Below are 14,840 nucleotides of genomic sequence, written 5' to 3' on the forward strand. Positions count from 1 at the left end.
CGGCCTCACCAGTTCCGGAACTTCGCCGGCGGCTCGTAGAGCCCGCCGGACCAGTGCACGAGATCCTTGATCGACCGCGCCGCGAGCAGGGAGCGGTCGGCGTCGAGGGGTTCGATGCCGAGATCCTCCGGCCGGCGCACGATGCCGCGCTGGCGCAGCCGCTCGACCATGGCCCGGTCACGCCCGCGGCCGATCTCGGTGTAGCCGGCAACCCCGCGGATCGCCTGCTCGCGCTCGTCGGCGGTGCGGCACAGCAGGAGGTTGGCGATGCCTTCCTCGGTGACGATGTGGGTGACGTCGTCGGCGTAGACCATCACCGGAGCCAGCTCCAAGCCGATCTTGCGCGCCAGTTCGAGCGCATCGAGTTGCTCGACGAAAGCCGGCACCAGCCCCTCGCCAAACGTCTCGACGATCTGCACCACGAGCTTGCGGCCCCGCATCAGGGCGGGATTGCCGGTGACCTGCGCCTCGCGTCCCGCCTTCATCCAGGTGTCGGAGGGGTGGCGCCGCCCGTGCGGGTCGGAGCCCATGTTCGGCGCGCCACCAAAGCCGGCCACGCGGTTCTGCGTCACCGTCGAGGAATGGCCGGCGAGGTCGATCTGCAGGGTCGAGCCGATGAACAGGTCGCAGGCATAGAGCCCGGCCGTCTGGCAGAAGGCCCGGTTCGAGCGGAGCGAACCGTCGGCGCCGGTGAAGAAGATGTCGGAGCGCTCGCGGATGTAGCGGTCCATGCCGACTTCGGAGCCGAAGCAGTGAACCTGTTTCACCCAGCCCGATTCGATCGCCGGGATCAGGGTCGGATGCGGGTTGAGCGCCCAGTGGGTAGCGATCCGACCCTTCAGGCCGAGCCGCTCGGCATAGGTCGGCAGCAGCAATTCGATCGCCGCCGTGCCGAAGCCGATGCCGTGGTTGAGCCGGCGGATGCCGTACTCGGCGTAGATCCCCTTGATCGCCATCATAGCCATCAGGATCTGCGTCTCGGTCATCGCCGCGGGATCACGGGTGAACAGAGGCTCGACGTAGAACGGCCTGTCGGCCTCGACCACGAAGTCGATCCGGTCGCCGGGGATGTCGACGCGAGGCACGCGCTCGACGATCTCGTTGACCTGCGCCACGACGACACCGTTCTTGAAGGCGGTCGCCTCCACCACCGTCGGCGTGTCCTCGGTGTTCGGCCCGGTATAGAGGTTGCCGTCCCGGTCGGCCGAGACGCCGGCGATCAGCGCCACGTTCGGGGTCAGATCGACGAAGTAACGGGCGAACAGCTCCAGATAAGTGTGCACCGCCCCGAGTTCGATCTGCCCGCCATAGAGCATCCGGGCGATGCGCCCGCCCTGCGGCCCCGAATAGGAATAGTCGAGGCGCTTCGCGATCCCCTGCTCGAAGATGTCGAGATGCTCGGGCAGCACGATGCCGGACTGGACCATGTGCAGATCGTGCACGCGGGCGGGGTCGCACTGGCTCAAGCCCCGTGCCAGGCAATCCGCCTGCTTCTGGTTGTCGCCCTCCAGACAGACCCGGTCGCCGGGCTGAAGGATCGCCTCCAGAAGAGCGACCACGTCGGCAGCCGTCACGACCTTGCCCGCGGCATGGGCTCGGCCCGCCTCGATCCGCGCATCGCGGGCCGCCCGTTCTCGACGCCAACCGCTCATCCGGTCCGCTCCCTGTCATCGCCGCGCTGCGAATACACCGATCTGCGAATCGATCGTGTATGTACATTCAGCAGCGCTCTCTCATTATTTTTGTATCCACACTTGCGCCAATGTCAATATCTTGCATACGATAGGGCAACAAAAACGAATCACTGGATACAGGAAGGAAGCGCCGGATGATCGCTGCATGCAGTGAGCCCGCGAGCGGCCGGATACGGACGTCGAAGCCGGTCGAGCCAGCCGCAGTTCCACGCGGGGAGGGGGCCCGATGACGATCCTCGGCGTCGCGCTCCTCGCGCTCTGCACCTTGATCGGCGTGTTCCTCGGCGACCTGCTCGGGATCCTGCTCGACGTGAAGGCCAATGTCGGCGGTGTCGGCATCGCCATGATCCTGCTGATTGCCGCCCGCGTCTGGCTGCTGCGCCACGACCGGCTCGGCCACGCGACCAAGCTCGGGGTCGAGTTCTGGGCGAGCATGTATATCCCCATCGTCGTGGCCATGGCCGCGCAACAGAACGTCGTCGCTGCGGTGAGCGGGGGCCCGATCGTCATCATCGCGGCCGTTGGCAGCGTGACGCTGTGTTTTGCCGCCACGGCCCTGCTCGGCCGGATCGGCGGGCGTCCGGCGCGCGACGGCGCCGAGGTCGATCAGGCGGGCGCCATCATCGCCGGCGAGACCGGCGAGACGAACGCGACGACGAACGCACCCTTGCGGCCCTCCACGGCGACCCGGAGTTGAGCCCATGCTGCACATGCTGGAACACGTCTTCGTCGAGCAGAGCTTGGTCGCCGCCTTCGCGGTCATCGGCGGCCTGATTCTGGTGTCGAACTTCCTCGGGAAGCGCCTGACGCGCGGCCGGGTCCACGGTTCGGCCATCGCCATCGTGCTCGGACTCGTGCTCGCCTATTTCGGCGGTCTCGCCACCGGCGGGAAGCGCGGGCTGGCCGACATCCCGGCACTCGCCGGCATCGGCCTGATGGGCGGGGCGATGCTGCGCGACTTCGCCATCGTCGCCACCGCCTTCGAGGTCGACGTGATCGAAGCGCGTCGCGCGGGCCTCCTTGGCGTCGTGGCGCTAGCGCTCGGCACGGTGCTGCCCTTCCTCGTCGGCACCCTGACGGCGGTGGCCTTCGGCTATCACGACGCGGTGTCGATCACGACGATCGGCGCCGGCGCCATCACCTACATCGTCGGCCCGGTGACGGGTGCGGCGCTCGGCGCCGACTCGACCGTGATGGCGCTCTCGATCGCCACGGGCGTGACCAAGGCGGTGATGGTGATGGTGGGGACACCCCTGGTGGCGCGGCTGATCGGCCTCGACAACCCGCGCTCGGCGATGGCCTATGGCGGGCTGATGGGGACGGTCAGCGGTGTCGCCGGCGGGCTCGCGGCCACCGATCCGAAGCTCGTGCCCTATGGCGCGTTGACCGCGACCTTCCACACCGGCATCGGCTGCCTCGTCGGCCCGTCGCTGCTGTTCCTGATCGTGCGGGCAATCGTGGGGTGATGCGGATGGGGGAGGGTGGCGCGATGGACGGCATGGCCGAGGGACGCGGCCTCCTCTCCGACCAGATCCGCAACGCCCTGACGGACGAGATCGCCTCCGGTGTGCTCGCAGCGGGTATTGCGCTGGATGAGCAGGATCTCGCCGACCGCTTCGGCGCCTCTCGCACCCCGGTCCGCGAGGCCCTGCGCCAGCTCGCCTCCAGCGGTCTGGTCGAGATGCGCCCCCGCCGCGGCGTCGTCGTCACCCGCATGACGCCGGAGCGGATCATGGAGATGTTCGAGACGACCGCCGAGTTCGAGGCCCTGTGCGTGCGGCTCGCCACCTACCGGATGACGCCGCTCGAACTCAGCGCGCTGATGGACCTGCACGAGCAATCGGCCGAGCCGGTCGCGGCACAGGACTACGACACCTACGACGCGCTCAACCGCGCCTTCCACGAGGCCCTGTACCGCGCGACCCATAACGGCTTCATGGCCGAGCAGGCGCTCGCGATCCGCTCGCGCCTGTCGGCTTTCCGCCGGACGCAATTGCGCCAGGGCGAGCGCATCCTGCGCTCACGCACCGAGCATGGCGAGATCCTCCAGGCGATTGCGGAGGGCGATGGCGACGCTGCGGCGCGACGCATGCGGGCCCACATGCTCAACGCGGCGAGCGCACTCGGCCGCTATGTGGCCGACCACGCGAGCGACTGAGCGCCAGGACGTCTTCCGCCGCCTCCGGCCTGCGCGGTTTGCGCGCGGGCCGAAACAGTTGGTCCCGTCGCGCGTACCCCCATCGCTGCCGCATCGAAGCGGCAGGATGGGAGTCCTTCGGAATGGGTCACAAGCCGCTGAACCAACAGGTCATCGTGATCACCGGCGCGTCCAGCGGCATCGGTCTCGCGACAGCGCGCATGGCCGCGCGGCGCGGGGCCCGCGTCGTACTCGCCGCCCGCAGCAGGGATGTCCTGGCGGACATCGCCGCGGAATTCGGGACACGCGCCACCTACGTGGTCGCCGATGTCGGCCGGCGGGAGGATGTCCAGGCCATCGCCGACCACGCCGTCGCCACGTTCGGGGGCTTCGACACCTGGGTCAACGTCGCCGGCCTCACCGTCTACGGACCGCTTCGCAAGATCGCCCTCGAGGACCACGAGCGGTTGATCCAAACCAACCTCTGGGGGACGGTGCACGGCTCTCTGATCGCCGCCGAGCATCTGCGCGGCCGGGGTGGCGCTATCGTCAATGTCGGAAGCATCGCCTCCGACCTCGCCTTCCCGTTCCAGGGCCTCTACGCCACGTCGAAACACGCGGTGAAGGGCTTCACCGACACGCTCCGCATGGAACTGGTCGCGGAGGGCGCGCCGGTCTCGGTGACGCTGGTGAAGCCCGCCTCCATCGACACGCCGCTGCCGAACCGGGCCCGCAACTACATGGATCGCGAGCCGACGCTGCCGCCGCCGATCTATTCGCCCAACGAGGTGGCCAACGCGATCCTGCACGCGGCGGTCCATCCGCAGCGAGACATCATTGTGGGTGGCGGCGGCAAGCTCTTCGTCATGGGTAAGGAGTTCGCGCCGGGCGCCTATGACGAACTCGCGCCGGCCATCATCGCTCTGCAGAAGCGGGCGGAACCGCCGAGGAACCCGAAGGGCGCGTTGCACGCGCCGCAGGGGGCCGGCCGCGAGCGGGGCGACCCACCGGTCTACGTCATGCGCACCAGCGTCTACACCCGCGCGAGCCTGCACCCGCTCGCGACGGCCGGGATCGCCGCGGGCTTGGCAGCAACAGCAGCCCTCGTTCTGGGAGGGCAGCGCGCCCGGCGCCGACCCTGATCGTCGGAAGCCGGGAAGGCGTCCCGGCGTCAGGCTGCCTCCTGGCCGGCATAGCGGCGGCAATGCTGCAGGTATCCGACCTCGTGACGGCCGGCGAGTTCGACCACGCTGGACCAGAGCCAGGACGGCGCCCCCTCGTCCGCGCTCCCACAACGCGTGATCTCGGACCGCCAAGCCGCGCGCGTCTCGGCGTCCATCTGCCGCCCATGCGCCTTTCCGACGACATGGGCGAGGTAATGCGCCGCCCGGACCGCCTCCTCGCGGCCGAACTGATCGACGTCGAGCTTCAGATCCTGTGGCGCGAGTTCGCGCATCACGGCCGACTTGCCCAGCAGCCGAACCGGCATCATGCGTTCTCCCAGATTCGGCGACAGGGCCCGCGCGCCGGCCACCACCCGTTCGGCCGGCTCGGACGGCATCGCCACACCGGGAGCGGTCGGCGCGGCCGGCTCGACCGCCTCCTTCAGGTCCACCAGCGCGAGCCGGCGCTTGTTCCCGGACTCCGTGATGCCGACGAGCGCGGCATAGCGCAGGAAGCCGAGCGAACTGCAGCCCTTCATCCAGTAGGCCGCGTCGATCAGGCGTATCTCGGCCTCCTCGCTGCGCCCATTCAGGGCCAGCACCAGATGGCGCACCGCGTCTTCCTGGAAGAGCCCATCGAGGGCATCACGCTCCTCTGTATCGAGCTTCCAGAACTTGCGCCCGAGCGGAATCGCCGGCTCCACGCCCTTCAGGCGCTCGCGCGCGAGGTGCTTCCAATGACGCCCGAGGGCCCAGCGGCGGACCGAGCGCACCGCCTCCGGTTCGGAGGGCTGCCCGTTCGTCTCCTTCGGTCCCAGCCCCGCGGCGTAGCCCAGAAGCATTTCTTCCAGCATCCGTGCCGTCACCACACCGGGAAGGTCGGAGCCGCGCGCGGCACTGGCGAGCGACAGCCCCAGGCGCACGAGGTCATGCGTCGGGTTACCGATGACGGTCTGGTCGAGATCGCGGATCTGGATGTCGACGCGGCCGTCGGCATCGGCCAGGGGCCCGAGATTTCCGAGATGGCAATCACCGCAGATCCAGACCGGCGGTCCCTCCGGCAGGGTGCCGCGGGCGAGACCCTCGAGCCACTCGTAGAACTTCAGGGTATTGCCCCGGACATAGGCGTGGGCCGATTGGGCCATTTTGAGGGTGCGTTGCCGCTCCAGCACCAAAGCACGTTCCTCAGGACCATAGGCTCCGTTCGCGGGCATCAAACACCTTCATTCGATCGTTGGGCGCTCAGCGCCCGCTTCCGGCATCAACGCACTCACGGCGGTGAGCGGAGCGCGGCTCATCGTCTCCGCTGTGGATGACCGTGCCAGTTAAAACGTAACGGGAAGCCAAGCATCGGGGAGGCTGGCCGACGCGCTGGGGAAATGCAGTCTCGGCGGCATTCGACAGGGCGACGCCGGGTGAAACGCGGGTTTCAACGGCTGCGACATGGGTCGTTGGAAGAGTAACGCCCCGCCGCTAATGAAATGATCGGAACGCGCTGCCCGTGCGTTATCCCCGGCATCGACGCAGATTTGTGGGGCGCTCGGTCGGCGTCCATGCGAGACGGGCCAGACAGTATAGGAGCGGCGACCGAGCCGATGAACGAGGCGATGAACACGACCAGCACCCGATCCGGTTCCGAGAACAGGATTTCGACCGGCATATCGGGCTTGGACGAGGTTCTCGGCGGCGGCCTGACGCCGGATCGGCTCTACCTTCTGGAAGGTACGCCCGGCACCGGAAAGACGACACTCGCGCTGCAATTCCTGCTTGAAGGCGCGGCCCGGAAGGGACGCAGCCTCTACGTGACGCTGTCGGAGACGGCGGACGAGCTGCGCGCCGCGGCCCGGAGCCATGGCTGGTCGCTCGACGGTATCGAACTCTACGAGCTCGTCAACGAGATGGGTCTCGACCCCGACAGCGAGCAATCGATCCTGCACCCGTCCGAGATCGAACTCGGTGAAACGGTCAGGGAGGTCATGGCACGGGTCGAGAGTCTCAAGCCCGAGCGCGTGGTGTTCGACAGCCTCTCGGAGCTGCGCCTGCTGGCCCAGAACCCGCTGCGCTACCGGCGCCAGATCCTCGCGCTCAAGCAGTTCTTCGCCAAGCGCGCCTGCACCGTCCTGATGCTCGATGACCGCACCTCCGAGGCGGGCGATCTTCAGCTCCACAGTATCGCGCACGGGGTGATTTCCCTCGACCAGAACCCGCGGGAGTTCGGCGCGGAGCGCCGACGCCTGCGGATCGTGAAGATGCGCGGCATCAAGTTCCGGGGCGGCTACCACGATTTCGTGGTGGCGACCGGCGGCGTCCAGGTCTTCCCACGCCTCATTGCGGCCGAGCACCGCGCGAGCTTCGATTCGACGGCGCAATCCACGGGTTCGGACGAACTGGACCTGCTGCTGGGCGGCGGCCTCGTGCCCGGCACCAACACGCTCCTGCTCGGCCCCTCCGGTGTGGGCAAGACGACGACCGGATTGCGTTGCATGCTGGCCGCGCTCGAACGGGGCGAGACGGCGACGTACTACCTGTTCGACGAAGGGCTCGCGACGATGATCGCCCGGGCCACCATGCTCGGCATGGACCTGAGGCCGCATCTGGGAACCGGACGGTTGACCATCATGCAGATCGACCCGGCGGAGCTCTCGCCGGGAGAGTTCGCCTCGAACGTCCGACAGGCCGTCGAGGAACACGGCTCCACCTTCGTCGCCGTCGACAGCCTGAACGCCTACCTGCACGCGATGCCGGGCGAGGAGCACCTCATCCTGCAGATGCACGAACTCCTGAGCTACCTGAACCAGAAGGGTGTGACCACGCTCCTCGTGCTCGGGCAGCACGGTGTGATCGGCGAGGTTCGGACCGACATCGACCTGAGTTACCTCAGCGACTGCATCCTTCTGTTCCGGTTCTTCGAAGCGAGCGGCGAGATTCGCACGGCGCTGTCGGTGGTGAAGAGCCGCGTCAATCCGCATGAGCGGACGATCCGTGAGTTGAGGCTCTCGACCGATGGGCTTCGGGTCGGCGAGGCGCTGAGCGATTTCGAGGGTGTGCTCACCGGTCTGCCGGCCTATCGCGGGCGGGTCGCGATGCTGAAGGGGTCAAATGCGTCCGGGGACGGCGCTTGATGTCATCCACCGAGGAACGCGTCCTGATCCTGGCACCACGCGGGCGCGATGCCGCGGTGATCGAGGGGGTGCTGGACCGCTCCAGCATCCGGGCTAGGGTCTGCGCGAACGTCGCGGAGTGGCTGACGGGGCTGCGCGAGGGGGCGGGAACCGCGCTCGTGACCGAGGAGGCTTTGGCCGACGGCGACACGGCGGACGTGTTCGCTTGGCTCGATGCGCAACAACCCTGGTCGGACTTCCCCTTCATCGTACTGACGACGCGCCAAGCCGGCCGTCGAACCCAGAGCGCGGCAGAACTGCTGCGGCGGCTCGGCAACGTGGTTCTACTGGAACGCCCGATCAATGCCGAAACGCTGACCAGCGCCGTCGTCTCGTCCCTGCGTGCGCGCCGCCGCCAGTATCAAGCCCGGCAGCATCTGCTGGAACGGGAGCGTGCGCAGGAGCAACTCCGGCTGGCGAACGAGGAGTTGGAGCGGCGTGTCGCCGAGCGGACGCGGGAGGTCGAGACCGCCCACGAGACCCTCGCCTTTGCCCTCGATGCCGCCGGCATGAGTTCGTGGGACATCGACTACGTCGCCGGAACCCATCGCCGTTCGCCTCACTTCGATGCCGTCTTCGGCTATCCCGGCACAGAACGGTCGTGGGACCGTGAGACATTCCTGGCCCATCTCGTCGATGAAGACCGCGAGACGGCCGAGGAGGCGTTCGCGAATGTCCCCAAGACGGGCAGACTCGATCTCGAATGCCGCATCCGGCGCGCGGACGGAGCGGTGCGCTGGATTGCGATGCGCGGGCGGGTCAAATCCGGCGAGGCCGATTCGCCGGAGCGGATCGCCGGCATCCTGATGGACCGCACGGATCAGCACGTCACGGAGGAGGCGCTGCGCCAAGCCCAGAAGATGGAGGCGATCGGCCAGCTTACGGGCGGTGTGGCGCACGATTTCAACAACCTGCTCACCGTGATCGTCGGCGGCCTCGACATGATGCTGCGCCGCCCCGACCAACCCGACCGCGTGAAGCGGCTGGCCGAGGCGGCGATGGGCGCGGCGCGGCGCGGCGAGCAGCTCACCCAGCAGCTTCTCGCCTTCTCGCGCCGCCAGATGCTGCGGCCGCAGACGCTCAACCCGAACCGGCTGCTGCTGGACTTCCGGCCGCTCGCCGAGCGCGCGGCGACGGGCGCCGTCGAGCTGGCCTTCGATCTCGACCCGGCCCTCGACCCGATCCGCATCGATCCGGCCCAGTTCGAGTCGGCGGTGCTGAACCTGATCGTGAACGCGCGCGACGCCCTGGAGGGAAGGGCGGGCCACGCGCGCATCGCGGTCACGAGCGGCAATGTCCGGCTCGGCACGGCGGCGGTCGCGGACCGGGGCGTTCCGCCGGGCCCTTACGTCGTCATTTCGGTGACGGATACCGGCAGCGGCATCCCGCCCGACAAGCTTCAGCGTGTCTTCGAGCCGTTCTTCACCACCAAGGAGGTCGGTAAGGGCACCGGACTCGGGCTCAGCCAGGTCTACGGCTTCACCCGCAGCGCCAAGGGATTCGCGCAGATCGAATCGGAGGTCGGCGAAGGCACGACGGTCAGCCTGTACTTTCCGCGATCGACCGACCCGGCCGGCGAGGAAATCGGGCCCGGACCGGTCGGCGCCATCCCGCTGCGCCGAGCCGGGGAGGGCGAGACGGTGCTGCTGGTCGAGGACGACGAACAGGTGCTCGGAATGGCCGTCGAGAGCCTGGAGGAGCTTCGCTATCGGGTCATCGTCACCCGCAATGCGGCCGAAGCGCTGGAGCATCTGCACGGCGTCGAGCGGATCGACATCCTGTTCTCGGACGTCGTCATGCCCGGCGGGATGAACGGCTCGCAGCTCGCCGTCGAGGCGCGACGGGTGCGCCCGGACATCAGGATCCTGCTGACCTCGGGCTATGTGGCGAATCTCGACGAGGGGCAGGTGATCGGCCAGGGCGAGCTTCCAGTGCTCAACAAGCCCTACCGGCGTGACGAACTCGCCCGGTCGCTCCGCCTCGTGCTCGGCGGCGAAAGGGCCTGATGGCTCCCGGAGCGTCTCCCGGCTCGCCACACTGACCGACCGCCGGAACCTGTCAGCACCAGGCAGGACGACCGGTGGAGAAGCCTGGCGAGGCTCAACTTCGTCGGCGCGTCCTCAGTGTCTCTCACAGAACTCCCGCTGCGCCGCCGTGCCCAGGACCGGGGCGACCCGTGATCGGGAGTTTTGTGAGGCACTCTTACTGGCTGAGATCGATGACCTTGCGCTTGTTCGATGGGGATCGATCCCGTGGCTTCGCGGCATCGCGGCCCAGCCACTCGGGCGAGTCCTGGTAGCTGGCATTCGGCGGTGTCGTACGATCGAGCTTTTCGCGCTCCGCCTGGGCCGGACTTTCGATCTGCGGGATGGGGGCCGATTGCGGATACTGCGCTGACGGTCCGCGAAGCTGGAAGCCGTCGATGCAACGCCGGAGCGCGATCGGATCCGTAATGAACGTACACTCGTTCACATTCGTGATCGGCTGGGCCATCACCGCCCCGGATTGAACCGAGAGCATGACGGCGAAAATGACCGACATCCGTCGCATCGATAGCCTCCTGATCCGCTACGCCAATCCGGCTGAGCCGGTCATGCTCAGCGTGACAGCGCCGGCGCAACTTGTCGGATCTCGACCTCGCTCGGCTCGGCCGGCCGCGGCCGCTTGACCTGCGTCTGCGGCGATGCGGTGCTGGGAGAAGCAGCCGAAGCACGCCCCGATCCGGCCGATCCGGCGGGAAGTGCCGCCGCTGCCGTGCTCGCACCCTTTCCATCGATGCGTCCCAGCCGAACCTTGACGCCGCGAACGGACTTGGCTGCGGCGTCGTAATCGCACTCGTAGGTAATGCGAACCCACTGACCCTGCGGATTGAGGAAGCGTACCGAGTCACCGCGAAACTTGACGACGGTGTCCGCGCCAGCCGGCGGCTCGGCCTCCTGGAAGATGGTTCCGGTCGGCCGGTTCATCCACTCGAAATCCGTCGGCGCCTGCCGCTCGATCCCCGGCACGCAGGCCTGCACGGCCGCGGGGATGGCCTGCCGGGCACAGTTGGCGTCGCATCCCGCTTTGGCGGCCTCGTTCGGACCCGGCTTTGCGTCCTGGGCGGTCGCGGCGGAAATGCAGAGCCCAGCTAAGCCGATACCCGCCAGCGCGCGAGGAACCACCGTCAGGGGGAAGGCCCGGCGCGCCACCAGTCCAGCCACGATCCGAATCATCCGTCGAACTCTCCAATATCCACCCAGGCGCGGTGGCACCCATACGGCACCTCTTTCAAGATGCGGGCGGAAGACATAGCGGGGTTTTGCGGCGTCAACCACTATCCATCAGCCGCGGCGCGGCCGTTTCCCGGCATGGAGCTGATCATTTCCAAAGTCCGTTGCCGAAATGTGAAGGCGCGGCACCGATCGAGGCATCACACAAGAGACATGGAGGGACACCATCGGCAATCGCTTATCGAAAGCGACCCGATGGGTCGATAAACGGATGACGCGACGAAGTACAACAGGCGACGATTAAATCATTTCTCATGCACCTTGCGCGCACGCCTCACATCGGGGCCTCAACGCGCCACGTCCGACGTCGGCGAGAACTGGCACACGCGCGCGAGCAGCGCCACCAGTTCGGGCTGTCGCGAGGTTCCGGTCTTGGCGAAGATCGAGGCCAGTTGGGTGCGGAGCGTCGCGATACTGACGTTGCGGCTCTGCGCGATGGTCGCCAACGGAACGCCGCGACTGAGTTCGGCAGCCAGACGCCCCTCGGCCACGGTAAGGCCGAAAATCTTTTCCAGCGCCGGGGCGCACACCTGCGACCGGACCGAAAGGTCGATCAGAATGAGCAGGCGATGGGCTTCTCCCATGGCCGTTATATCCATCGCTTGAAACACCAGACGCTGGTCGCTGCGCGGGCGCTCCAGTTCCACCGTGCCGAACGGCTCTGTCAGCGCATTGTTGATCATCCGGGCCGTGAACGGCTCGACGGTTGCGGCGGCCACGTCGTGATTACCATCGACAACAATCTGACGCGCCAGAACATTACAATCGATCGTCTTTGCGCGAATACTAATCAAAACGGCAGCAGATCCGACTTTATCGAGAACGTTGAGCAATGCATATTTATCAGGCATCGTTATCGGCTTTGTTCTTTTGCGTCAGTATGCGAATCTGAAACCAACGTTATTCTTCGTACGGCCGCATCCTGAATCTACAGTGAGCGTCGTCCGAGGCATTAACGATATATATCAGGTGAAGCTTTCGCGCCAACACCGGACTCTACGCATTCAGTGCCGTTTCTCACAGCGGCAAACTACGCATGAATCAACCTCACATGAGCGAAGATTGAAGCGCAAAAACGACCCCGCCAGATTGTCGTGGAGTTATTGCACAAAAGCAGGATTGATCGCGATAGATTGAGCGCAACCAATTTCGAGCTGAGGCCAGCAAGACCGAAGCAATTTCGGGAAATCGAGGCCAGGCCTCGGAGCGGTATTAGCAGATTTTGCTGCGAAAATTTTCTTCAGGTCGCTGGATCGCCAAACAAAATAGCCAAATCTAGGGCGAAAATTATATTGAATACTTTGATATTGACGGTGTGATATCGCTGCCCCTCCAGGACACAAATTAAGGTAAACGATCCGTTTCCATCCGAAACCGCAATTTATCCTTCAAATGAATGATGCGGCTCCCCCTGTCCTCCCGTATTTAACTCCTCGTTAACAACAGCACGAAGCAGCCACCCCACCCGGCAGACTGGTCAACAGTCGGTAAAGACCGGGCAAGCGGCTGCGGGATGACAGAATTCGGCACGCAGGGGATCAATCATGAAGCACTTCACCATCGCCACCATTAGCACCCTCGCCCTTCTCGTTGGCGCTCCTGTTCTCGCCGCCAGCCTGAACGATGCGACGACTCTGCAAAGCGGAAACTCGAACAATCTCGATCTGACCCAGACCGGCACCAGTGGCACCGCTTCGATTGACCAGCTGGGCAACAATAACGGCGACACGGCTTTGGGCGCCACGAGCACGCAGTCCGGCCGTAACAACAGTGTCGAGATCCTGCAGGACGGCAACCGGAACTCGTTCGTCACCAGCCAGGATGGCGGCAACGGCAACGTCATCGACCTGACGCAGCGCAACCGTAACAACTACGCCAACATCGGGCAGGTCGGCGGCAGCAACGCCACCACGACGGTCGAGCAGAGCGCCGGTCGCGGCGGCATCGCTGCGCACGAGGCCGAGGCGAAGCAGACCGACGTTCGTAACTCGCAGATCGATATCCGGCAGATCGGCTCCGTCCAGTCCGCCTATGCGTGGCAGGCCGACGATACCCGCGGCAACTCGAATATCTTCATCGATCAATCGATCGCATACAACGAGGCCCTCGCCGGCCAGTCGAACGTTGCCGGTTCCACCGTGGACATCGGTCAGGTCGGCTTCGGCAACAACGCCGTCGTCGGTCAGGAAGGCTCGCGGAACACGACGGGTACCATCAAGCAGTCGGGCTTCGTTCAGGTCGCGGCCGTCGCACAGAGCGGCAACGTGAACTCGTCGGCGCAAATCTCGCAGATCGGCTTCTCGAACTTCGCCAACGCTCAGCAGACGAACTCGACGGGAAGCGACATTTTCGTGAGCCAGTTCAGCGATAACAACGTGCTGTTTGCGAATCAGAGCAATTCGAATGCTGCGCTGATCGAGGCAACGCAGTTCGGGTCGGGTAACAACGCGCTGATCACGCAGACGAATTCGAACAACTCCGGCATCTATCTCTATCAGGCCGGAAACACGAACTTTGCGACCCTCGAGCAGCTCAATTCGGCTGCCAGCACGATCACCGGATTCCAGAGCGGAAGCTCGAACGTCCTGATCGCCTCTCAGCTCAACAGCGCGAGCAGCACGGTCCTGAGCTCGCAGCTCGGCAATGCAAACGTGGCGACCATTACGCAGGGCCGTCGCTAATCTCCGATACACATCATGAGACGTGGCCACCCTTCAAACCGGGCGGCCACGCCTTCAAGTCAAACATAGCCATCGACCTGTGTTCATCAGGCCGGTGGCTGTTCTCTTTCGAACGTCACGACAGCTCGTCGACCAGAAGGCGTTCTTCGCGAAGCGGAACGCGGATAAGGCTCCCACGGATCGGGTGACGTCATCACCCGCGGGGACGCCGTATCCAGCGCTCGTCGGCCTACGATCCGTCATAGATGGCGTGCGAGCGTTCACGTTTCATATCGAGGCGCGGAATGACCATGCCCGGCGACATCTCACCCCTGCCGATCGTGTGCGTGATGTCCGAGCACCGCCAAGGCTCGCAGCTGCGGGTCGAGGCGGAGATCCGCTCGAACCGGCCGCAATCCGGCCGCTACCGTCTCTTGGTGATGAAGCAGGGTCCATCCGGCAGCGCGCAGGTCAGCCAGCAGTCGGAATTCTCCCTTGTGCCGGGCTCCGCCGTACGGGTTGAGGGACTGAGCTTCTCCCTGGAGCCATACGGGCGCTATCGCGCCCGACTCTCCGTTCGTGCTGGAGACGCCGAATATGCCTGTGAGCGCGAGGGGCCGGATGGATCCGGCTCGCTGTAGCGGCCCTCTGCGACCGTGCGGCTGATCGCGTTTTCATCACCCGAGCCGACGTTTCGGCGGAGCTGCGACGGGACCGGTGACCGGCGCGGCTCTGTGGCGCGCGGGTCACGCC

General features: G+C 66.0%; 13 protein-coding genes. 8 read left to right on the forward strand and 5 right to left on the reverse strand.

Translation table 11 applies throughout. From position 1 onward, the window contains the following. Positions 1-5 precede the first annotated feature (5 nt). Positions 6-1,652, reverse strand: a complete 1,647-nt coding sequence (gene mdcA / locus E4V01_RS20985) for a malonate decarboxylase subunit alpha (protein ID WP_135299688.1) — start codon at positions 1,650-1,652, stop codon at positions 6-8. Positions 1,653-1,920: 268 nt separating this feature from the next. Here mdcA and madL point away from each other — a divergent pair, with 268 nt between their 5' ends. The 4 genes from madL (at position 1,921) to E4V01_RS21005 (ending at position 4,973) form a co-directional block, all read left to right on the forward strand. Continuing rightward, entirely contained in the window at positions 1,921-2,391 is a 471-nt protein-coding gene (madL, locus tag E4V01_RS20990) for a malonate transporter subunit MadL (protein ID WP_135299689.1), read from the forward strand. Positions 2,392-2,395: 4 nt separating this feature from the next. Then, entirely contained in the window at positions 2,396-3,160 is a 765-nt protein-coding gene (gene madM, locus E4V01_RS20995) for a malonate transporter subunit MadM (RefSeq protein WP_135299690.1), read from the forward strand. A 5-nt stretch (positions 3,161-3,165) separates the two neighbouring features. After that, entirely contained in the window at positions 3,166-3,852 is a 687-nt protein-coding gene (locus E4V01_RS21000; protein ID WP_135299691.1) for a GntR family transcriptional regulator, read from the forward strand. A gap of 122 nt (positions 3,853-3,974) precedes the next feature. Then, complete coding sequence (locus E4V01_RS21005) at positions 3,975-4,973, forward strand: SDR family oxidoreductase (protein WP_135299692.1); 999 nt, start codon at positions 3,975-3,977, stop codon at positions 4,971-4,973. A gap of 29 nt (positions 4,974-5,002) precedes the next feature. Here E4V01_RS21005 and E4V01_RS21010 read toward each other — a convergent pair whose 3' ends face one another. Continuing rightward, on the reverse strand, positions 5,003-6,208 hold the full coding sequence (locus E4V01_RS21010; RefSeq protein WP_135299693.1) for a DUF2252 family protein: 1,206 nt from the start codon (positions 6,206-6,208) through the stop codon (positions 5,003-5,005). 381 nt (positions 6,209-6,589) lie between these two features. Here E4V01_RS21010 and E4V01_RS21015 point away from each other — a divergent pair, with 381 nt between their 5' ends. After that, positions 6,590-8,116: an ATPase domain-containing protein gene (locus E4V01_RS21015; protein ID WP_135299694.1), complete on the forward strand. Its 1,527-nt coding sequence runs from the start codon at positions 6,590-6,592 to the stop codon at positions 8,114-8,116. Further along, a complete protein-coding gene (locus tag E4V01_RS21020; RefSeq protein WP_060768115.1) occupies positions 8,116-10,161 on the forward strand; it encodes a PAS domain-containing hybrid sensor histidine kinase/response regulator in 2,046 nt (681 codons plus the stop codon). The genes E4V01_RS21015 and E4V01_RS21020 overlap by 1 nt, the downstream gene beginning before the upstream one ends. A gap of 196 nt (positions 10,162-10,357) precedes the next feature. Here the strand turns inward: E4V01_RS21020 and E4V01_RS21025 are convergent, their stop codons facing one another. The 3 genes from E4V01_RS21025 to E4V01_RS21035 form a co-directional block, all read right to left on the reverse strand. Continuing rightward, complete coding sequence (locus tag E4V01_RS21025; RefSeq protein ID WP_060768114.1) at positions 10,358-10,696, reverse strand: hypothetical protein; 339 nt, start codon at positions 10,694-10,696, stop codon at positions 10,358-10,360. A 56-nt stretch (positions 10,697-10,752) separates the two neighbouring features. Then, positions 10,753-11,370, reverse strand: a complete 618-nt coding sequence (locus tag E4V01_RS21030) for a hypothetical protein (protein ID WP_135299695.1) — start codon at positions 11,368-11,370, stop codon at positions 10,753-10,755. A gap of 344 nt (positions 11,371-11,714) precedes the next feature. Next, positions 11,715-12,278: a helix-turn-helix transcriptional regulator gene (locus E4V01_RS21035; protein ID WP_135299696.1), complete on the reverse strand. Its 564-nt coding sequence runs from the start codon at positions 12,276-12,278 to the stop codon at positions 11,715-11,717. Between the two features lie 693 nt (positions 12,279-12,971). Between E4V01_RS21035 and E4V01_RS21040 the strand changes: the two genes are divergently transcribed. Further along, the gene (locus E4V01_RS21040; protein WP_135299697.1) at positions 12,972-14,108 is read left to right on the forward strand and encodes a hypothetical protein; all 1,137 of its coding nucleotides are present in this window, start codon (positions 12,972-12,974) and stop codon (positions 14,106-14,108) included. A 284-nt stretch (positions 14,109-14,392) separates the two neighbouring features. Next, positions 14,393-14,728, forward strand: coding sequence for a curli-like amyloid fiber formation chaperone CsgH (csgH, locus tag E4V01_RS21045; RefSeq protein ID WP_135299698.1), 336 nt, complete (start codon positions 14,393-14,395; stop codon positions 14,726-14,728). Positions 14,729-14,840 lie beyond the last annotated feature (112 nt).

The sequence above is a fragment of the Methylorubrum sp. Q1 genome, from assembly GCF_004683995.1.
In the GTDB taxonomy this organism is placed as follows: Bacteria; Pseudomonadota; Alphaproteobacteria; order Rhizobiales; family Beijerinckiaceae; genus Methylobacterium.

Bases quoted from the DNA above. Each gene is read 5' to 3' on its own strand.
- mdcA (WP_135299688.1), bottom strand. From the start codon at position 1,652: ATGAGCGGTTGGCGTCGAGAACGGGCGGCCCGCGATGCGCGGATCGAG.
- madL (WP_135299689.1), top strand. From the start codon at position 1,921: ATGACGATCCTCGGCGTCGCGCTCCTCGCGCTCTGCACCTTGATCGGC.
- madM (WP_135299690.1), top strand. From the start codon at position 2,396: ATGCTGCACATGCTGGAACACGTCTTCGTCGAGCAGAGCTTGGTCGCC.
- E4V01_RS21000 (WP_135299691.1), top strand. From the start codon at position 3,166: ATGGGGGAGGGTGGCGCGATGGACGGCATGGCCGAGGGACGCGGCCTC.
- E4V01_RS21005 (WP_135299692.1), top strand. From the start codon at position 3,975: ATGGGTCACAAGCCGCTGAACCAACAGGTCATCGTGATCACCGGCGCG.
- E4V01_RS21010 (WP_135299693.1), bottom strand. From the start codon at position 6,208: ATGCCCGCGAACGGAGCCTATGGTCCTGAGGAACGTGCTTTGGTGCTG.
- E4V01_RS21015 (WP_135299694.1), top strand. From the start codon at position 6,590: ATGAACGAGGCGATGAACACGACCAGCACCCGATCCGGTTCCGAGAAC.
- E4V01_RS21020 (WP_060768115.1), top strand. From the start codon at position 8,116: ATGTCATCCACCGAGGAACGCGTCCTGATCCTGGCACCACGCGGGCGC.
- E4V01_RS21025 (WP_060768114.1), bottom strand. From the start codon at position 10,696: ATGTCGGTCATTTTCGCCGTCATGCTCTCGGTTCAATCCGGGGCGGTG.
- E4V01_RS21030 (WP_135299695.1), bottom strand. From the start codon at position 11,370: ATGATTCGGATCGTGGCTGGACTGGTGGCGCGCCGGGCCTTCCCCCTG.
- E4V01_RS21035 (WP_135299696.1), bottom strand. From the start codon at position 12,278: ATGCCTGATAAATATGCATTGCTCAACGTTCTCGATAAAGTCGGATCT.
- E4V01_RS21040 (WP_135299697.1), top strand. From the start codon at position 12,972: ATGAAGCACTTCACCATCGCCACCATTAGCACCCTCGCCCTTCTCGTT.
- csgH (WP_135299698.1), top strand. From the start codon at position 14,393: ATGACCATGCCCGGCGACATCTCACCCCTGCCGATCGTGTGCGTGATG.